This is a genomic window from Pallidibacillus thermolactis (assembly GCF_025660415.1).
Lineage (GTDB): Bacteria > Bacillota > Bacilli > Bacillales > Caldibacillaceae > Pallidibacillus > Pallidibacillus thermolactis.
The window spans coordinates 12,894-34,100 of sequence record NZ_JAOUSE010000023.1; the positions used below are offsets into that span (position 1 = coordinate 12,894).

Annotated in this window: 16 protein-coding genes; 11 read left to right on the top strand and 5 right to left on the bottom strand. The window is 33.0% G+C overall.

The features are described from left to right. Window positions 1-315: 315 nt before the first annotated feature. Entirely contained in the window at window positions 316-1,074 is a 759-nt protein-coding gene (gene map, locus OEV82_RS08660) for a type I methionyl aminopeptidase (protein ID WP_173659930.1), read from the top strand. A gap of 70 nt (window positions 1,075-1,144) precedes the next feature. On the opposite strand, the gene OEV82_RS08665 is transcribed toward map, so the two are convergent. Then, window positions 1,145-1,369, bottom strand: a complete 225-nt coding sequence (locus tag OEV82_RS08665; RefSeq protein ID WP_173659942.1) for a DUF1128 domain-containing protein — start codon at window positions 1,367-1,369, stop codon at window positions 1,145-1,147. 143 nt (window positions 1,370-1,512) lie between these two features. Here OEV82_RS08665 and OEV82_RS08670 point away from each other — a divergent pair, with 143 nt between their 5' ends. From OEV82_RS08670 to OEV82_RS08680, 3 genes are all read left to right on the top strand, one after another. After that, a complete protein-coding gene (locus OEV82_RS08670; protein WP_263061624.1) occupies window positions 1,513-1,986 on the top strand; it encodes a low molecular weight protein-tyrosine-phosphatase in 474 nt (157 codons plus the stop codon). A 181-nt stretch (window positions 1,987-2,167) separates the two neighbouring features. Then, on the top strand, window positions 2,168-2,512 hold the full coding sequence (locus OEV82_RS08675; protein ID WP_173659925.1) for a YtxH domain-containing protein: 345 nt from the start codon (window positions 2,168-2,170) through the stop codon (window positions 2,510-2,512). Window positions 2,513-2,599: 87 nt separating this feature from the next. Then, on the top strand, window positions 2,600-3,451 hold the full coding sequence (locus OEV82_RS08680) for a YihY/virulence factor BrkB family protein (RefSeq protein WP_173659923.1): 852 nt from the start codon (window positions 2,600-2,602) through the stop codon (window positions 3,449-3,451). 117 nt (window positions 3,452-3,568) lie between these two features. Here the strand turns inward: OEV82_RS08680 and OEV82_RS08685 are convergent, their stop codons facing one another. Both OEV82_RS08685 and OEV82_RS08690 read right to left on the bottom strand, forming a co-directional pair. Further along, entirely contained in the window at window positions 3,569-5,491 is a 1,923-nt protein-coding gene (locus OEV82_RS08685) for a heavy metal translocating P-type ATPase (RefSeq protein ID WP_263061625.1), read from the bottom strand. Window positions 5,492-5,749: 258 nt separating this feature from the next. Beyond that, complete coding sequence (locus OEV82_RS08690; protein ID WP_173659919.1) at window positions 5,750-6,940, bottom strand: MFS transporter; 1,191 nt, start codon at window positions 6,938-6,940, stop codon at window positions 5,750-5,752. 663 nt (window positions 6,941-7,603) lie between these two features. Between OEV82_RS08690 and OEV82_RS08695 the strand changes: the two genes are divergently transcribed. From OEV82_RS08695 to rlmD, 4 genes are all read left to right on the top strand, one after another. Further along, window positions 7,604-8,494, top strand: a complete 891-nt coding sequence (locus OEV82_RS08695; protein ID WP_173659917.1) for a YfkD famly protein — start codon at window positions 7,604-7,606, stop codon at window positions 8,492-8,494. Window positions 8,495-8,608: 114 nt separating this feature from the next. Then, window positions 8,609-8,785 (top strand): SE1561 family protein, encoded by a 177-nt coding sequence (locus OEV82_RS08700; protein WP_173659915.1) that lies wholly within the window; start codon window positions 8,609-8,611, stop codon window positions 8,783-8,785. Window positions 8,786-8,970: 185 nt separating this feature from the next. Beyond that, entirely contained in the window at window positions 8,971-9,771 is an 801-nt protein-coding gene (pdaA, locus tag OEV82_RS08705; RefSeq protein WP_173659913.1) for a delta-lactam-biosynthetic de-N-acetylase, read from the top strand. Window positions 9,772-9,947: 176 nt separating this feature from the next. Continuing rightward, the gene (gene rlmD, locus OEV82_RS08710; RefSeq protein WP_263061626.1) at window positions 9,948-11,336 is read left to right on the top strand and encodes a 23S rRNA (uracil(1939)-C(5))-methyltransferase RlmD; all 1,389 of its coding nucleotides are present in this window, start codon (window positions 9,948-9,950) and stop codon (window positions 11,334-11,336) included. Window positions 11,337-11,370: 34 nt separating this feature from the next. Here the strand turns inward: rlmD and OEV82_RS08715 are convergent, their stop codons facing one another. Both OEV82_RS08715 and OEV82_RS08720 read right to left on the bottom strand, forming a co-directional pair. Next, a complete protein-coding gene (locus OEV82_RS08715; RefSeq protein ID WP_263061627.1) occupies window positions 11,371-12,849 on the bottom strand; it encodes a recombinase family protein in 1,479 nt (492 codons plus the stop codon). Next, window positions 12,846-13,016: a hypothetical protein gene (locus tag OEV82_RS08720; RefSeq protein ID WP_162835916.1), complete on the bottom strand. Its 171-nt coding sequence runs from the start codon at window positions 13,014-13,016 to the stop codon at window positions 12,846-12,848. Before OEV82_RS08720 ends, OEV82_RS08715 begins: the two co-directional genes overlap by 4 nt. 867 nt (window positions 13,017-13,883) lie before the next feature. Between OEV82_RS08720 and OEV82_RS08725 the strand changes: the two genes are divergently transcribed. The 3 genes from OEV82_RS08725 to OEV82_RS08735 are packed head-to-tail and all read left to right on the top strand — an operon-like array spanning window position 13,884 to window position 21,113. Continuing rightward, complete coding sequence (locus OEV82_RS08725) at window positions 13,884-16,742, top strand: SNF2-related protein (protein WP_263061628.1); 2,859 nt, start codon at window positions 13,884-13,886, stop codon at window positions 16,740-16,742. A gap of 16 nt (window positions 16,743-16,758) precedes the next feature. After that, entirely contained in the window at window positions 16,759-18,447 is a 1,689-nt protein-coding gene (locus OEV82_RS08730) for a site-specific DNA-methyltransferase (RefSeq protein WP_263061629.1), read from the top strand. Beyond that, a complete protein-coding gene (locus OEV82_RS08735; RefSeq protein ID WP_216408214.1) occupies window positions 18,444-21,113 on the top strand; it encodes a DEAD/DEAH box helicase family protein in 2,670 nt (889 codons plus the stop codon). The genes OEV82_RS08730 and OEV82_RS08735 overlap by 4 nt, the downstream gene beginning before the upstream one ends. Window positions 21,114-21,207: the final 94 nt, after the last annotated feature.

Here is a 21,207-nt window from a genome sequence, read left to right on the forward strand (position 1 = left end):
ATAGAGCTTATAGATGCGTTTACTGAATTTGAAATGGAATGATGCTGGAACTGGAAAAATAATGGAGTTAGACTATTAAGAAAACGATGATGACGATCGTTATTAAATTTAGTTTTTTAGGCTGTACGAAGTCGTGCGTACAGCTATTTTCATTGTTTTTTTTAGAAACATTAATGAAAAGCATTTGCTTTAATCGTTCGTATAATGAATAATAAATATGATAAAATATTATTTCATGATGTTGAACTTATATATATTTAATAGTTGTAATAGCATCTGTTTATGTGAATATAAATACTTGAAGAGGGTGGAATGATGATCACATTAAAATCTAAACGTGAAATCGATGCAATGCATGAAGCAGGTAAGCTTCTTGCTTCTTGCCATAAAGAAATTGCAAAAATGATTAAACCGGGCATTAGTTCTTGGGATATTGAAATGTTTGTTAGAGAATATCTAGAAAAGCATAATGCCATTCCAGAACAGATTGGATACCGCGGCTACAAATATGCTACATGCGCAAGTATTAATGATGAAATATGCCATGGTTTTCCTAGAAAAACACCGTTAAAAAAAGGTGATATTGTGACAATTGATATGGTTGTTAATTTAAGAGGCGCATTGGCAGACTCAGCTTGGACTTATGCAGTGGGGGAAATATCTGAGGAAAATAAAAAATTAATGGAAGTCACAAAAAATGCTTTATATAAAGGAATTGAACAAGCAAAAATTGGCAACCGCATTGGAGATATAGGTCATGCCATTCAAACGTATGTTGAACAAGAAGGGTTTTCTGTCGTTCGTGAATTTATTGGTCATGGTATTGGACCTTCAATGCATGAGAAGCCTGATGTTCCACACTATGGTTTACCAGGTAAAGGACCACGTATCCGGGAAGGGATGGTTTTTACAATTGAACCGATGGTGAATGTTGGGACTTATTTATCGAAAATGGATTCGAATGGTTGGACAGCTCGTACAATTGATGGGAAAAATTCAGCTCAATATGAACATACCATAGCAATTACAAAAGACGGTCCAATTATTTTAACAGACCAAGATCACTTAGATTAACATAAAACTCCTGGAAGAGTACGGAGCGCACTCAATATTTCCAGGAGTTTTTGCGATGTTACCGAGGTTATTACTTGTTACGTAAATTACCTAATTCTTCAGCGATTGCTTGAATTTCAGCTGGAGAGAAACTGTCCCTTCTCATAACTAATTCATAAATATCAACGAGTTCTTCGTAACGTTCTTCGTTAATATCGCTTGATTTAAGCGCATCCATATTAATAAAGTTCAGCTTTTCTAAAATGACTTCTAACATGTATTCAATGTTTTCCTGACTCTTTACAGATAAGTTCATTTTTTCGTTCCTTTCCATCCGTTTTGTTACCATCTTATCATAGGTTAATTAAGTTGTAATTATATTCAATCAAAGAATTATAAAATTTTGATATAATGCTGATTAGATATAGATCATTAATAATTATATTAAAGGTGAGGATAATGATTCGTGTATTATTTGTTTGTTTAGGTAATATTTGCCGGTCTCCAATGGCTGAAGCGATATTTCGTGATTTAATAAAAAAAGAAGGATTAGAGGATCAAATTATAGTAGACTCAGCTGGTTTAGGGAGTTGGCATATTGGTGAGCCTCCTCATCGAGGTACTCGTGAAATTTTAAAGAAACATGATATTGCTTATGATGGTTTAGTTGCAAGACAATTTAATGTAAATGATTTAGATGAATTTGATTATATTATTGCCATGGATAATGCTAACATAGCGGGGATTAATCGACTAAAACGAGAGAATCCACGTGCTAATATAGCGAAGTTAATGGACTTTGTATCAGATACAACGGAAAACGAAGTACCAGATCCGTATTATACAGGGAATTTTGAATTGGTTTATGAGCTCGTATCAGCAGGCTGTCACGCATTACTGGAGCATATTAAAAATGAAAAAGGGATCACATAAGTTTTTGAGGTATTTTTACATAAATTGAATTGCTCGATTGACTCAATAAGCAAAATGCTTTGTTATCCGATAGGTTTCTAATGACAAAAAACATGATATCAATTAACAGAAATGAATTGGTAAAGTCATTGCTATTAAACCTGAACAAGAGTTGTATAAAAAATTGAAGGGATGTGGATATATGACGTCCAGTAAATTTTGGAAAGGACTTGTAATTGGTGCTATGGTTGGTGGTGCTGTTACTTTATTAGATAAAGAAGTCCGAAAACAAGTTGCAGAGGATAGTAAGAGAGTTGGTAGAAAAATAAAGGATGTAGTTTCTCATCCACAAAAAACGGTTGAATGTATCCAAAATAAAGTAAATCAATTTACACAAGCGTACCGAAATATAAGTGAAGATTTACAGTTTATTTCTGAAAAGGCGACAGAGATAAAAAAGTTGAGTCAAAATACAATTGAGACAGTACAAGAATTGAAACAACCTACAAAAAAGATAAATGACGATCTTTCCCAAATGCATGAATAAAGTAAAAAGTTACACAATCTAAACAAATCATATTTCTATCTATTTCGCGCACATTATTTATAAGCGGTAATAAAACAGGTGGGACAAATGAACATACAAAAATTTATTGAACGATATAAGGATAACTGGTTTGTAAAGCTTTTTATTCGTATTGAAAAACATGAGGCACTGGGGTATTCTGCTCAGTTAGCCTATTTTTTTCTATTATCGTTATTTCCTTTGTTAATATCTGTTTTTTCCATTTTGCCTTATTTGCCGATTGATCAACACCATATTATGGATTTTCTGAAGGACTTTGCACCAGGAGAAACCCTTGATTTTATAAGGGATAATCTAAATTCTATATTTGCAAGTCAAAATAGCGGCTTATTATCTTTTGGGATTATAGCAACTCTTTGGGCGGCGTCTAACGGAATGAACGCAGTCATTCGTGCTGTCAATCGGGCTTATGAAATTGAGGAGAACCGGCATTTCCTCATTGTTCGTGGTATGTCGGTTATACTGACGATTGTGATGATTTTTGTTTTTTTTGTTGCTTTACTTATACCTGTATTTGGCAAAAACATAGGTATTTATATTTTCTCAAAACTTGGAAAGACCGCCGAATTTATTCACGTATGGTCAACGATCCGTTGGTTTATTAGTTCACTTATACTTTTTATTGTATTTAGTGTTGTCTATACGATTACTCCAAATCGAAAAATACAATGTTTAACTGTATTACCTGGTGCTATATTTTCAACAGTTGGATGGATTGCATCATCTATTGGTTTTTCGTTTTACGTTAATAATTTTGGTAATTATACATTGATGTATGGAAGTTTAGGTGTCATCATAGTTTTAATAATTTGGTTTTATTTAACGGGAGCGGTTCTTATTATTGGAGGAGAAATTAATGGATTAAATGAGGAAATGAAAAGGGGAAAGAAATGCGATTGATGGGAGATATAGATATAAAAAATTAACTAGAAAAGTTAAAGAATTCAATGAAGCTAAATTCTCTTTAATAAAGTACAAGAGGGCAGATTTATTGTGTCTACCCTCTACAGAACAAACTTAAGCTTTTAATAATCGCAGGCTGTTTAAAATGACTAAAATCGTACTCCCTTCATGGCCGATGACTCCTAATGGAAGGTCAATGACTTGGTAGAAGTTAGACAGCACTAATAAAATAATGATACTGATTGAAAAAGCAAGGTTTTGTTTGACAATGCGATTCATTTGTTTCGATAATTGAATGGCTTTACCAATTTTTGATAGTTCGTTTTTCATGAGTACAACATCGGCTGTTTCTAATGCAACATCGGTACCTTCTCCCATTGAAATACCTACATTAGCAGTTGCGAGTGCAGGTGCGTCATTAATGCCATCACCGACCATGGCTACCGTTCCGTAAGTATTTTTTAATTTTTTTATTTCGTTTACTTTATGTTCTGGTAAACAATCAGAAATATATTCATGAATCCCTATTTCTTTGGAGATTGATTTTGCAGTGCTTTTATTGTCCCCTGTAAGCATGACTGTTTGCACGCCAAGCTTTTGTATGTCTTTTATGGCTTGCTTCGACTCTTGACGAATAACATCTTTTAACGCAAATAGTCCGATTACATCATTATTTTTTTGTACAAATACGACAGTTTTCCCTTCTGATGCAAAAGTTTCCAGCGATTCTTGACTAACATGTGAATTAAAATTTATAAAACCTTTTTTTCCGATTTTCCAAGTGTCTCCATTTATTTTACCTTGAATCCCCCATCCACTTATATCTTCTACAATTTCAGGTTCGATAAAATCGATTTTATGTTTCAAACCGTATTGGACAATGGCCTTTGCTAGTGGATGGTTTGATTGTTTTTCAATCGAAGCGACACATTGTAAAATATATTGCTTTTCTGATTTATTCGTATCCGTAACGACAAAATCTGTTACTTCAGGTTTACCCTTTGTTAATGTACCTGTTTTATCGAAGGCTACTGCTTTTAAGTTGCTGAGCTTTTCTAAATGAACCCCACCTTTAAACAAAATGCCGTTACGTGCGCCGTTAGAAATGGCAGATAGGACTGCTGGTGTTATGGAAGCGACAACGGCACAAGGGGAAGCAACAACAAGGAGTACCATAGCTCGATAAAAGGTTTCATTCCAACTCCAATTAAACAAATAGTGAGGGAGGAACATCATTATACCGACTGCTATTAAAACGATATAAACATATCTTGCTTCAAAACGATCAATAAATTGTTGAGAAGGCGATTTATCATTTTGCGCGTGTTGAACTAAATCGATAATTTTTTGAAAAAGCGTTTCACTATTGGGTTTCGTAATTTGAACGGTAATCGCTCCGTTCCCATTGACTGTTCCAGCAAAAACTTGGTCATTAACTTCTTTTGGTACAGGCATCGATTCCCCAGTAATTGCTGCTTCGTCAACACTTGTCCGCCCTTTCGTAATGACACCATCGGCAGGAATTTGTTCACCTGGTTTTACTAAAATAAAATCTCCAACGTTTAATTTTTCTACTGGAATTCGGACCTCATTTCCATCTTTGATGAACCGGGCTTCTTTTGGTTGTAACTTCATCAATGCAGTTAGTTCTTTATGGCTTTTATTTGTCGTATATGATTCTAAAGCCCCGCTGACAGCAAAAATGAAAATTAAAATGGCACCTTCTTCCCAATAACCAATAATAGCTGAACCAATCGCTGCTAGAATCATTAAGATTTCAACATTAAGGGATTTTTCAGCAATCGTTTCAGTGATCCCTTCCTTTGCTTTAAAAAATCCTCCAACTACATATGCTGTAAGAAAAAAAGCAACGGATGCCGTTTCCATTTCAAACTTTCCTAATAACCAACCAAGAAAAATAAAAAATCCACCAAGGATAGCAAAGATAATTTCTAATATCGATTCATATAGCTCAAATCTTGCTTTTAAAGGAGAATTGCTTTGACTTGCCTTTACATTTTGAAGGTTGGTTTCCATTTCGTTCTTCCTCCTATCTAATTGAGAATGAGTATCCCTTTCAAATAAAGTATCGTTTTTTAATTGAGAATGAGTATTAAAATCATTGGTTTGGAAGTGTTGATTTTTGTTATCAAAATTCTATATCGTCCTTGTTTTTATCTATTTTACCATATTTTATATAAAAATAAAGAGATTTGTTATTTGTAATTATAATTATTATAAATAAGTAATTATTATAAATAAAAAGCTGACCTAATTTGGCCAGCTAATCATAATTTAGCCTGTTTTATCTAAATATTCATTTTGGTGTTCATGGTTCCGATAGGAGAGAAGACCGATAAAAATAAGAAATAAAATAATAGCGATAAAATATAAAAAACTAAAATTTGAAAATTGGTCAATAGCTAGACCGCCAAGAAATGGACCGAAAATACTACCTAAACTAAAACAAATACTAATTAATAAATTTCCTGCTGGTAATAATCGTTTTTCAACTGTATCAGTTAAATATGCAATGCTTAAGGAATAAGTGGAGCCGAGCAGCATTCCAGCAATAAAGAATAAAATAATCAGCATGGTTGCTGAGTCTTCAAATAAACCTGCAGCCATAAAAATAACGCTACCGATAAACAATGATGAAAGCAAAACTTTTCTACGGCCGAAATAGTCGCTCATCATTCCAAGAGGTAATTGAAACACAATCCCGCCAATTGCAAAAGCAGAGATTATAATCGACAAATATTCGACTTCAAAACCAAGTCTTAATCCGTAAACAGGGAAATTTCCGTTTAATGATGCTTCTAATACTCCGTAACAAATAGCCGGTAACAGTGGTGCCCAGGCATAGCGTAGGACTTTACTAAAATTTTTAAAGGTCGATCGTAATTGTCGTGAATTTGTTTCATTTTCACTTTGTTCAGGGAATTCATTTTTGAGTAATAAGGCAGCCAATAACGCAATAAAGCTCAAAGTTCCTGCAATAAGGAATGGAAGTTTTTCGTTAAAGACCAATAATCTTGTAAATAACGGACCGATGGCAAATCCAATCCCGAAAGATAACCCATACAAAGAGATATTTCGGCCTCTTTTTTCTTGTGGTGAAAAGGAGGTTATCCAGGTTTGGGATGAAAAGTGTAAAGCTTGATCACCAATGCCAATGAATAAACGCAAAATAAACCAAAATAGCAGTGAGTCCCAAATAGTAAAAGCAAATAAAGATAAAACAACGGTTAAACCACCTACAATAATTAAAGGCTTATAACCGAACTTACGTAACGGAGCCTCCATAAAAGGCGATGCAACGAATACACCGATATATAACGCTGTTGCATGAATTCCGTTAACTGTCGAAGGGATTCCATGGTTTTCTAATATTACTGCGATCGTTGGTAGTAACATGCCTTGTGAAAGACCAGAAATACTAACGAGGATAATAAGAAGCCATAATCGTAATTTAAACTGATTCATATTTTGTTACTCCTAATGTTGTTAAAGTTTTACAAGAGGCTTGTATATTTCCGATTTCAAATTTGATAATATCTCTGAATTAAAAGATTGACAAGTAAAATATTTATGATTTGGGATTAAATAGCGATAGTAAATACAAACTTGGAGATAAGTGATGTAAAGGATTTGTTGAATCAAAAAATTTACAATTTTTATAGCAGAGTATGTATAAATGATAACCGGGAGGCCATAGACCACCCGGTAAGTGATGCTATATAAATCTTTTCATAAGAATTAGTTACTCAAATATCACCACCTAATATAAACTGGCTAATCTAGTAGAAAGGTTCATGCAAGCAACTAACTGAAAACGGTGTCTTTTTTGCATAGGAAAGTGTTAAGGAAAAGTATACTTTCCTACTTCTTGCATAAGATTAACAACGCCTCTTGTCACCCTCAGTAGTCGTCAATTGGCGTGTTCTTTCTTATCCCTCCTTAACTCGTTTCTTTAGTTGAGCTTACCTTTCCTTTCCCCCCTTTGCCTGTTGGTATTATTAATGTTATTAAAGACAATTTGTCAATATTCTAACTTTATTAAAATTTTTTCAGTGAAATTTGTGGATAAGATTAACAAGGATTGTGAAAAATAAGGGCAAAAGTAGCATGGAAGGAGATTTTTGCAGCATGAAAAAACGAATCGTTAGACCGTTATTATTAGTATTAGCTTTGATACTGACAACTTCATTAAACGTACATACTGGTCATGCAGCTAAGGGGGAAGCAGACAAAAATCCGAAACAAGAGGAAAAATTAGAAGAAAAGAAAGATGAAAAGAAAGAAGAAAAGCAAGAACAACCATCTGCGAAATTTAAAATTCCAGACTATGTGTTAAATGTCACGAAAGAAAATACGTATCCGAACCCTTCACAAGATTTACCACAGTTAGAGCCAAGTAAATTGACAAAGTTGTTATTGGAAACATCGGAAGTGAAAATAGAAAATCCAGAACTTATTCTATTATTGAATGAAACAACAATTAATAAGCCAATTGTGGCTTTAGGATATCGTGCAACAATCTATTTAGGTAGATGGCCATTAAATTATGAATCAAAGGAAACATCAACGAATTGGGAATATCAAAAAGTAAATACAAATTTTTACGATAATCGCGGTGGAAAAGCACCATATAAATTTCACTATGTACAAGAAACCCAAAAAATTGTAAGAGGTGGGTTAACAGCAAAGGTCCCACGTGCAAATGATGTAAAGAAAATGATGTTATTAAAAGCTGCGGAAAAAACAGAATTACCATTATCCTTTGATACTGTTATCGGTGCCGGTACGAAAAAGGATCATTTCTATAATATTCCAGCTAAACGTTTAGGATATTTGGATGCATACGCAACCGCTGTAAATGAAAAAGGGACTGTTACTTATGGTGAAGTATATCTTGTGTTAAAGGGAGGAAAAAAATCAATCATCATTAAGAATGTAACTTCACAAGGAATTGGGGCATGGATTCCAATTCAAGACCATTTATCATTTAAATTTAGTGCGGTTGAAGTTCCGAGATGAAGTAATATCGAAAAAATACCATTAAAATCTTGGTAATTATTAAGATAACGTTTTCTAATAAGAAAGAAGGTGTATAATAAAGAAGAATTAGTTAAAGCGAAGGGAGCAATATCGTTGCAAAAAATTGAAAAAAGTCAATTGGACGTATTACAAGAGCGTTTTCATACATTTATGGAAACATTAGAATCAATTGAACCTGAGAAAGTGGACTTAGCTGAAATTGATCATTTAATTGAAATGATTGATGAAATAGAGGAAAAGTTTAAAGAATTAAAAGATGATGATCAGTAAACTAGAGACTCTCTGCATTTAGCGGAGAGTCTTTTTAATGTAACTTCTTCTGAAAAAAGTGGCAAGGTAAATTTGTCAAATTCAGAAGTTCGTTGGATTTTTTAACCAGATGTTTAAACAGGCAAATTTCGCATGATTTCCTTGCCGAAAGAGAAACTAAGAAAAAAAGGAAAGGAAGAGGAAATTTGAAAAAATATTTTGCCATTATCTTTGCCTTTTGTAGCTTAATATTATTCTTTTCAGGTTCTGCATTCGCTGTTTCAAATTCACCTATTCATTGGGGATTTAAAAAGGCAAGAAATGAAGTGCCTCCTGAAGCAGGAGAATATTACGATGAATTATTAAAAAAGTACGATGCCTTTTATAAAGGAAGTCCTGATGAAAAAACGGTTTATTTAACGTTTGATAACGGCTATGAAAATGGGTATACGGATAAAATTTTAGATGTGTTAAAAAAAGAAAAAGTTCCCGCAACATTTTTTGTGACAGGGCACTATTTAGAGTCGGCTCCTGATCTTGTGAAGCGAATGGTAGAAGAAGGTCATATTGTTGGCAATCATTCCTGGAGCCACCCCGATTTTACCCAGTTAACAGATGAACGAATTGTGCAAGAATTAGATAAAGTAAAAGAAAAGACAAAGGAGCTAACCGGGCAAAAAGAAATGCTTTTCGTACGTCCACCCAGGGGGATATTAAGTGAGCGTACGTTGAAAGTTTCTAGAGAAGCTGGATATATTCATGTGTTATGGTCCCTTGCCTTTGTTGATTGGAAAACAGATCAACAACAAGGATGGCAATATGCTTATAACGAAATAATGAAGCAAATTCATCCAGGTGCTGTTATTTTATTACATACTGTTTCCAAAGATAATGCGGATGCATTAGAAAAAGCGATCGTTGATATAAAGAAAAGAGGATATACGTTTAAAAGTTTGAATGACTATTTATTGAAGGAGTCCTTAGATAATAAAAATATGATATACTAAAAAACTCGCCTGTTAGGCGGGTTTCACTTTTTTAAAAAGGGAATTTTAGGCTTTGATTAAATCAATAAATCATAAAGTAGCAAAACAAACGATAATATTATAAAATTTTCTCATGTGTAAACGGCTATTCATTTTGAAATAATGTTAGCAAAAGTAGAGATTAAGGAGCAAGTTTTATGAAGAAACAAAACACGCGTGCAAATGTAGTTATAAAGAAAGGCCAAGAGTTTCCACTTACGATAAAGCGTCTTGGAATAAACGGTGAAGGAGTCGGTTATTTCAAACGAACAGTTGTTTTTGTCCCAGGCGCTTTACCAGGAGAAGAAGTCGTTGTTGAAGCAACGACAATTAAACCGAAGTATGCTGAGGCGAAAATAAAGAAAATCCGTAAAAAATCTCCCCATCGGGTTAATCCACCTTGTCCCATTTATGAAAAATGTGGGGGGTGTCAGCTTCAGCACTTAGAATATAGCCAACAGTTAAAAGAAAAGCGAGATATATTAATCCAAGCCTTAGAGCGGCATACAAAACTAAAAATTGAAAAAATGGATATCCGCCCAACCATTGGTATGGATGATCCTTGGTTATATCGTAATAAATCTCAGTTTCAAGTTGGAGAGATCAAAGGGAATATCATTGCTGGTCTATACAGTATGAATTCTCATAAATTAATTGATATACCGAACTGTATCGTTCAACATCCAGCAACAAATAAAGCTGTTCGTGTCGTTAAGGAGATTTTAAATGACTTAAATATTCCTGTATACAATGAGCGAAAACGTACAGGGATAATCCGGACCATTGTAGCAAGGGTGGCTGTTGGAACTGGGGAAGTTCAGGTTGTGTTAATTACAGCAAAAAAAGAACTGCCGAAGAAAGCATTGATTGTAGCAGAAATTCAAAAGCGATTACCGGAAGTCAAATCCATAATTCAAAATATTAATGGTAAAAAAACCTCGTTAATCTTTGGTGATGAATCACTTCAACTAGGTGGGGAACAGTCCATACAAGAAGTTTTAGGAGATATAAGTTTTGAGTTATCTTCTCGAGCGTTTTTCCAATTAAATCCAACACAAACAGTGAAACTTTATGATGAAGTTAAAAAAGCGGCGCAACTGACAGGCGTGGAAAAAGTAGTAGATGCGTATTGTGGTGTAGGTACAATCGGGCTATGGCTGGCTGATCAGGCTGGAGAAATTCGGGGGATGGATGTTATAAAAGAGGGAATTGAAGATGCTGAAAAAAATGCGAAAAAACATGGCATCAATAACGCCCATTATGAAGTTGGTAAGGCAGAAGTAATTATGCCAAAATGGATAAAAGCGGGTTGGAAACCGGATGTTATTATTGTCGATCCACCTCGGTCTGGCTGTGATGACGCACTACTGGACACAATAATGAAGACTGATGCGAAAAAAATTGTTTATGTTTCTTGTAATCCGTCTACTTTAGCAAAGGATCTGAATGTGCTCACCAAAAAATATAAAGTTGAATACATGCAACCAGTCGATATGTTTCCACAGACGGCGCACGTTGAGTGCGTTTCGCAGATAGTTTTAAAATGAAAAAATGAGGCAAGATAAGGTTTCTCTCTTGCCTCTATTCAATTTTTGGTGTGGTAAACCGGTAATGAATTATTGGTGTACCGTCCTCTTTTACCTCGATTCGATTAATCAGTCGATGGAGAATATCCTCGGTTAATTCATCGAAATTTAGGAATTGAAGTAATTCCTTTTTAAGCTTTTCAATCGTTTCGATTACATCCTCGCTTTCCATCAATGAAAGAAGTTCATTTTTCTGTTCCATTAATTCAGTTAAATCCTTGTTCGTTACTTCAATACTCTCTTGATATTCTTCATGTGTGATCATTCCGTCAGCTAACAGGTTGATGAATTTCCTTTTTCGATTTTTTAAAACATCCATCTGTTTGTTAATCTTATTGATTTTCTTTTGAGAATCCGATTTTGTACTTTTCGATTTTCTCTCCATCTTCTTTATATATTTCTCTTTATCAACTTGTTGAATTAAGGTTTGGATGTCATCTAGGATCGTTTCTTTTAAAAAATCCTCTTTTATTGTGTGGGCGGTACAAGCTTTTTTTCCATGACGCGCATAATTTCCACAGATGTAGCCCCGACGATTACTTCTATACCACATTCCCGTACCACAGTCGGCACAATAGAGAATGTTGGTAAAAAGATGTAATTTGGGTGCTGTAATATATTTTCTTCTCTGCTCTAATTGATTTTGGACAGCATCAAACGTTTCCCTAGATATAATTGGCTCATGTGCATTTTTGATAATAAACTGTTCTTCTTTAGGAACGTTTTTTCTTCTTTTACTTGTTACACTTACTGTCGTTGTTCTTCCTTGAACAAGATCCCCAACGTAATGGGGATTTGTTAAGATGCATCTAATGGTAGAATCATGCCACTTATCTCCTGCGTTTGCTTTTCCAGCTATTTGAGCAGGAGTAGGAATTCCCTCGTTATATAGCCGTCTTGCAATACTTTGTCGTCCGTTTCCTTCCAAATATTCTTTGAAAATTCGTTTAACAATCTTTGGTGTCTCATCATTACGGATATACAGTTTTCCATCTCTTACTTCATAACCATATGGAGGATTCGAACCTTTAAAAAGTCCATTTTTTGCACGAGTTTTTAATGTCTCTTTCACACGATTACTCGTGTTTTGAGATTCTTGTTCATACATCCATGCATAAAGGCCAAACATATGGGTGTTACCTGTTAATGTATTGATTGCATTATCTAATGTAATGATGTGAATCCCTTGGTTTTCACATAAGTTTTTGATTTTATAGGATAACTCTCCATTGCGGGCAAGACGTGATAACTCTTTAGCAAGAATGATATCGAACTCCTTATTCTGAGCATCTTCAATAAGTTTTTGAAGTTCTTCTCTTTTTGCCGTCGTCCCGCTTTCAACGTCAATATAAAATTTGTAAATATCCCAACCTTTTTCCGCTATATAATTATAAAACAGTTCTTGCTGATATTTTAAGGAATCTTTTTGTTCTTCTTTATCGGTAGAAACACGAACATATACTGCACATCTCATTTTGAATCATACTCCTTCTCGTCTTTTTGAGATGTAGCAGTGTTTACCTTACTAGCATTATTGACGAGTTCTTCAATTTTATGATCAATAATTGAATTTATAACATCCATGAAGGTGAGCGAAGTATCTGCAAAAATTCGCTCAACGGTGTTTTCTGATCTATTCATGATTTATCGCTCTCCCTTTTATAATTTTTCAATATAAAAAAATCCGCAGAATTACATAACCAACAATGTGAATGGTTACGTAACCTCTGCGGTTCTCGCTTTTTATTGGGTTACACTATTTATTTGACTTTGTACAAATATTCTTCAATGCGATGTTTATAGGTATTTCCCTTTCCATTGTAACGATTTCTTCTATACTCAAATAAGAAATTAGTTAGCTGTGAATGTCCTTCTGTTGAAAGTTTTGATGGATGATTCACTCTTATATAGAGAAATCCCTTTAGATTTCCTTGGTTGTTAATCATTTTTCTTCTCCTTTTCTTTATCCATAGAAATTTTTAACTAATCATTAGCATATGGTCATATAGCCTCTGCGGATTTCACCTTTTATAGTGTGATCGAATATTTTATTAACTGCGTGCTTGTTTTGAATGTTTATAACGAATTTAATTCTCCGACTTCACATCTATGTTTGCTTTCTTATATTTCTATCTACATGACTTTAACTTGTTGTTCGAATATATGCTGCACATTGCATAGCAAATTCATCTCCTTTTTTATTTGTATTTTTCGTTTTGCATAAAGCATTGTATCTTCGATTTTTCATATTCGAAGAGAAATATGGAATTTTTTTAAAAAAATTTTTAAGTTGATTTTTTGTTTACCGATTTGTTCTGAAAAATTATACTTACAAGTCGAAGATATTTTAATAGGAATTAGGGATTTTTTTGAGGTTCAAATAGCTTTTGTTAGGGACTTGTAATTATTAGGTGAAATAGATAGACATCTTTGTAATATGGTAAAATAGAACTAATGATATCAACGGAAAGTATATTTGTACAGGATATTTGAAATGGGGGAGGTTAAATGAGTACATATTATCATAGCCAATACTATGCATATGAATTAACTAAACAAAACTCTTCTTCTTCAATTGGACGACTCAACCAATCGTTAATAAATGCAACGGTGGATTTAAATCCCCATCAAGTTGAAGCAGCATTATTTGCTTTTCGCGCACCACTTGAAAGAGGCGCATTATTGGCAGATGAGGTTGGATTAGGAAAAACTATTGAGGCAGGACTAATTGTTAGTCAATTGTGGGCTGAAAGGAAAAGAAATATTTTAATTATAGTACCGCCTCCTTTACGTAAACAATGGAGTCAAGAATTATTGGAAAAATTTTACATACCATCTATTGTTTTAGAAAATAAAAATTTTAAAGAGATGCAAGCTGCTGGAATAATGAATCCTTTTTATCAACAAGATATGGTAGTTATAACGTCGTTATATTTTGCGAAAAATAAAGCAATTGAATTAAGACGAGTTAATTGGGATTTAATAATTTTTGATGAGGCACACCGTTTAAGAAATGTTTATAAAAAATCTAATAAAATTGCTCGTGCATTACGTTCTGCAACAGGAGGTTTTCCAAAATTATTATTAACAGCTACTCCATTACAAAACTCATTAATGGAACTTTACGGATTAATCAGTTTTATTGATCCACATATTTTTGGGGATGAGATCTCTTTTAGAAAACAGTTTTCCAGAGGAACGAAAGAGTTGTCACAAGCTGATTATATTGATTTAAAGCAACGTATAAGTCCCGTTACACATCGAACTTTAAGACGTCAGGTTACAGAATATGTAAAATACACTCAACGTATTCCAATCACACAAAAGTTTATGCCGACAAATGAAGAATGGGAATTATATGAAAAAGTATCATCATATTTACAAAGAGATTTGTTATTTGCTTTACCAAAAAGTCAGCGTTCTTTAATGACATTAGTTATTCGGAAAATTTTGGCTTCTTCAACTTTTGCACTAACTGATACACTTCAATCGTTAATAAAAAGTTTGGATGAACTTTTAATTGGGAAAATACAAGATAATCGATTAAATAACGAAGAAATAATTTATCAAGATATTGACGAACTTGATGATACCATTGAAGAATGGAACGAAGAAGAAATTGAAATAGATGAACTAACGGAAGAAGAGATAATTAATTTAATATTATCAGAGAAAAGAGAGTTAGAATCCTATTATGAATTAGCAAGGTCTATTACAAAAAATTCCAAAGGAGGCGCATTACTCCTTGCATTAGATGAAGGCTTTAATAAAATGAGAGAATTAGGAGCTAATGAAAAAGCAGTTATATTTACAGAGTCACGAAGAACACAAAGATATTTAAAAGAGATGCTAACAGAAAAAGGGTATAACGTTGTTATGTTTAACGGTCAAAATTCAGATTCAGATGCAAAAAGAATCTATGAATGGTGGATAGAGAAACACCAATATGATGATAAAATTACGGGATCAAAAACTGCTGATATGAGGGCAGCGTTAGTTGAATATTTTCGTGAGCATGCTGATATCATGGTTGCAACTGAATCTGCTTCGGAAGGAATAAACCTTCAATTTTGTAGTTTAGTAGTAAATTATGATTTACCATGGAATCCTCAAAGGATAGAACAAAGAATTGGAAGATGTCATCGTTATGGACAAAAATATGATGTAGTTGTGATAAATTTTTTGAATCAAAAGAATGCTGCAGACCAAAGAGTTTATGATTTACTTTCAGAAAAGTTCAAGCTGTTCGAAGGATTATTTGGTTCATCTGATGAAATTTTGGGTTCGTTGGAGTCCGGAGTTGACTTTGAAAAACGGATACAAGAAATTTATCAGAACTGTAGAACTGCAGAAGAGATTGATGATGCATTTAACAGGTTACAAGAAGAATTGGACGAACAAATACGAATTAAAATGCAAGACACACGTATAAGTTTAATGGAAAACTTTGATGACGAAGTAAGGGAAAAGTTAAGAGATAATTTTGAACAGACAACTATACAGTTGAATAAGTTAGAGAGATTTTTATGGAATCTTTCAAAAATTGAGGGTCAAAGAGAAGCGGTATTTGATGATAATTCATTAACCTTTATTATAGATAAGAAAAAGTATCAATTGATGTCCCAAATAAAAAAGGAAGAAAGTACTAATAATGTTGTTCACTATCGGTTATCCCACCCTTTAGCTGAAAAATGGGTTAAACAAGCCAAGGGTAGGGTGTTAATACCAAAAGAGGTTACCTTTAGATACTGTGATTATCAAGGTAAGATTAGTGTTATTGAATCGTTAGTTGGTACTGACGGCTGGCTTTATTTAGATTTGCTTAATGTAGAGTCTGTCGAAACTGAACAGTATCTAATATTTTCAGCTGTAGATAATAGTGGTAACCAGATTGACCAAGATATTTGTGAGAAATTATTTTTATTACCAGCGATTGAACATGAAGAAATTGAAATACCTAATTCTATAAATAATACACTTCAATATATTAAAGAATGTCAGGTAGAAGCGGTATTAAACAGTATAATGGAACGAACTGCAGAATATATGGATTCAGAATTAGAAAAATTAGATAGATGGGCTAAAGATTTAAAATTAAAACTTGAAGCGGAAATTGATGAACTTTCTGTAGAAATTGATTATCTAAAAAAGGAATCAAAATCAATTCGAAATTTACAAGAAAAACTAGGAATGAATAAAAAAATTAAAGAACTTGAAAAGAAACGAAATGATATGAGAAGAAATTTATATGATCAGCAGGATAAAATAGATGAACAAAAAGATTTATTATTTGAAGAAATTGAAGCTAAACTCCAGCAAAAAGTTACGAATAAACATTTATTTGCATTGAAATGGAGAATTATATAGGAGAGGTGTTAACAACTTGAAAAAAAAGCGACTTGAACTAACATGGATTGGTAAAGACGAAAAAATAAATTTAGAACCTAGAATTTTAATTGAAGACCCTGAATTTTCATATCACGCTGAAAAAAAGTATAGTGAAGATGATATTTTTGATAATAGATTAATTTTTGGTGATAATCTCCTTGCATTAAAGGCACTAGAGGAAGAGTTTACAAATAAAATTAAGTGCATCTATATTGATCCGCCATATAATACAGGAAATGCTTTTGAACATTATGATGATGGATTAGAACATTCCATTTGGTTAAATATGATGAAGCCTAGATTAAGCTTGTTAAAGAATTTACTTAAAGATGATGGTGCAATCTTTATACAAATAAATGATGAAGAAATGGCTTATTTAAAAGTTCTTTGTGATGAGATATTTGGTAGACGAAACTTTATTACTAGTATTTGTGTTAAAATGTCTCATCTAAGTGGTGTTAAAATGAGTCATATAGATAAAAAACCGCCAAAAATCAAAGAGTTTATATTAATTTATGCGAAAGACAAAGAAAAAATCAGATTTAATCCAATTTATGAAAAGGCTAAATGGTCAGATGTTTTTGATCGTTATAAAAGTTATTTAGTAAAAGATGAAAATGAGCCAAATGATATTTCGAAATGGAAAGTAATTCCTTTAAGAGAAGCTGCAATTAATCAAAATATAGATCCAAATAATAAAGAGGAATTTGAAGAATTCTGTATAAAAAACGCAGATAAAATTTTCCGGACTGCCCGAAACCGAAGTAAACAGTTTGAAGAATTACCAAATGATACAGTATTTCGTGAAATTATTACACCTACTGGAATGAAAAAATTAGTTTATAAAAAAGAGGAAGTATTGTTTTGTATTGATAAGATGAAAAAAGTTGATGGAAAATTATCCCCAGTTAGACCAATGGGAGACATATGGCTAGATATTGGAATAAATAATTTACACAATGAAGGTGGAGTAGATTTTCGTAATGGGAAAAAACCAGAAAAATTGATTAGTCGTATCATTGAAATTATTACAGACGAAGGAGATTGGGTGCTAGATTCATTTGCGGGTTCAGGTACAACAGGTGCTGTTGCTCATAAAATGAGAAGAAGATGGATAATGGTAGAACTAGGAGAACATTGTTACACACATATAATACCAAGATTAAAAAGAGTTATTGATGGTGAAGATCAGGCAGGAATAAGTTCAACCGTTGGATGGAAGGGTGGCGGAGGATTTAGATTCTATAAATTAGCACCGAGTCTTTTAGAAAAAGATAAATATGGTAATTGGGTTATTAGTAAACAATATAATGCTGAAATGTTATCAGAAGCTGTGTGTAAGCTTGAAGGGTTTAAATATAATCCTGATAAAAATGTATATTGGAAACATGGCCAATCAACTGAAAATGATTATATCTTTGTTACTACACAATTTGTTAATCAACAGTTAGCGGATGATATTGCTGACCAAATGAAGGAAGATGAAACATTATTGGTCTGCTGTAAAGCATTTAATGTAAACCAAGAGGATTTTCCGAACATCACATTTAAAAAAATACCTCAATCTGTGTTGGAAAAATGCGAGTTTGGAAGAGACGATTATAGCTTAAATGTTGAAAACCTACCTATGATGGAAAAAGAGCCTGAACAGATAGAATTATTTGATGAGGGGGATGTAGAATGAATCGTTTTGTTAAACAAATCTCAAGTCGTCTTAGCCTGCGAGACCCACAAAGGGAATCTTTGGAAATATTAGCGGAAGTAGTAGATAACATCTCCCTAGAAAAAAATACATCCAGTGAACAAGTTCAGCGGAAGCTTAACATTATTAAAAATCTTTTTCCTAGTGTTGAAGATTTTGAAAGGGAGTTTCCTTCTATTTGTTTTGCCCTTGCTACTGGTGTTGGAAAGACAAGGCTTATGGGAGCGTTTATATCGTATCTATATATGGCAAAGGGCATAAAAAACTATTTTGTTTTAGCACCAAACTTGACAATATATGAAAAATTAATTCAGGATTTCACACCGAATACAAAAAAATATGTTTTTAAAGGAATTTCGCAATTTGCTACAAAAGAACCATTAATCATAACAGGTGAAAATTACGAAGAAAGTGCAATATGGCTTCTTGACCCGGATACAGTAAAGATTAATATTTTTAATATCTCAAAAATTAATACAGAGGTAAGAGGTGGGAATTCTCCTAGAATCAAAAGACTAAGTGAGTACTTAGGAGAAAGTTATTTTGATTATTTATCTTCTTTACCTGATTTAGTTTTATTAATGGATGAATCACATCGTTATCGAGCTTCAGCAGGTGTTAAGGCAATAAATGAATTAAATCCGGTACTTGGACTAGAACTTACTGCAACTCCCCAAGTAGAAAAAGGACAACGAACAATTCCATTTAAAAATGTAATTTATAGTTTTCCTTTATATATGGCGATGGAAAAAGGATATGTTAAAGAACCTACTGTTGCAACACGTGAAAACTTTGATGCTTCAAATTACTCTGAGGATGAATTGGAACAATTAAAAATCAGTGATGGGATATTAGTACATGAAGAAACAAAAGTAGAATTAGAAGTGTACGCCAGAGAGAACAATCTGCCTGTAGTAAAACCATTCATTCTGATTGTTGCTCAGGACACAGACCATGCAGAGAATCTTTTAAATATAATTAAAAGTGATGAATTCTTTGAAGGAAAATATAAAGATAAAGTAATTACTGTTCATTCAAAACAATCAGGTGAAGAAAAAGACGAAACCATTCAAGAACTACTTGCATTAGAGGCCCCTAACTCTAATACTGAAATTGTTATCCATGTTAACAAGCTAAAAGAAGGTTGGGATGTTACTAATTTATATACTATTATCCCATTAAGGGCTGCTAATTCTAAAACTTTAGTTGAACAATCTATTGGTCGTGGACTCCGTTTACCATATGGAAAACGAACTGGAGTTAAAGCAGTAGATAGACTAACAATAATAGCACATGATCGTTTCCAAGAGATTATTGATGAAGCAAACAATCCTAATTCTGTTATACGTAAAGGCGTATATATTGGTAAAGATGTTGCAAAATCTAAAAAGAAGGTAGTTTCTGTTGAGTCCAATGTGAAACAAAGTATTATTCAGAAAATTGCAGGTGATGATATAAATAAAGATGATGAAAATGCAAAACAAAGGATGGAAATCAAAAGAAATATTGTACAAACAACATTCAAGACCATACAAAATTTAAATCATATCCAAACTAATAAACACTTAACAAAACCAGAGATAAAACAACAAATTATTAAAGAGATAAAAACATTATACCCTACAGGTCAAATGGAGTTAGTTTTTGAAGATGAAACAAATGTAGTTGAAGAAATTGTAGAAACTGTTACAGATTACATCGTTGAAAAGACAATAGATATTCCAAAAATAATACTTCAGCCAAAGAGTGAAATTTCTTGGGACTTTGAAGATTTTGATTTAGATGTCTCAAATATTAATTTACAACCAGTTACTCAGGATATTCTACTTCAGGAATTAAGAACAAGACAAAGAGACACATTGCATTTTAAAGTTGAAGTAAACGAAAATGAACCTTTAGAAAACTATATTATTTCTAGATTAATTGATTTTGACGACATATCGTATGAAGAACATGCAGATTTACTTTATAAATTAGTAAATCAATTAATTGCTCATCTCAAATCGTATTTAAAGGACGATAATGATGTTAGAAACGTTTTGTTATATAATCAGCAGCTATTGGCAAATAATATTCATGCTCAAATGTTAGATCATTATGTGGAATCAAAAGTGGAATATGATGTTCATGTAAGAAGCGATTTTGAGGTTTTAAAGACAAACACATACTCCATGAATATAGATGAGGAAGTTAAAGATTTTCGTATTCCTGTAGAAAACCCTTCATCCATTAAGGGAATGAGTTTTGGTGGATTTAGTCGTTGCTTATATCCAATCCAAAAATTTGATGCAGAAAATGAGCGTAGATTCGCTGTTATATGTGAACAAGATCCAAAAGTAAAAGTCTGGTTTAAACCAGCCTTAAATCAATTGAAAATCTATTATAATCAAAAACAATCATACAATCCAGATTTTATAGTAGAAACGGAAGATAAAAAATATCTGGTAGAATTGAAAGCAGCTAATAAAATTGATAGCGATAAAGAAGTAGAGGCAAAAAAACATGCAGCGATTGAATGGTGTAAGTATGCAACCAAACATGAAATGCAAAATGGTGGTAAAGAATGGGTTTATTTATTAATACCACATAATGATGTGAATGAAAATATGACAATTGCCGGATTAGAAGCAAGATATTCAAGAAAATGAAAGCACTCTCTAATTCGGTAAAATGAGCAGTTCGTTAATTAGTGTTTCGGTAAAGTACTCATCGAAGTATCCTTCGATGCTTGCTTTACCGAAT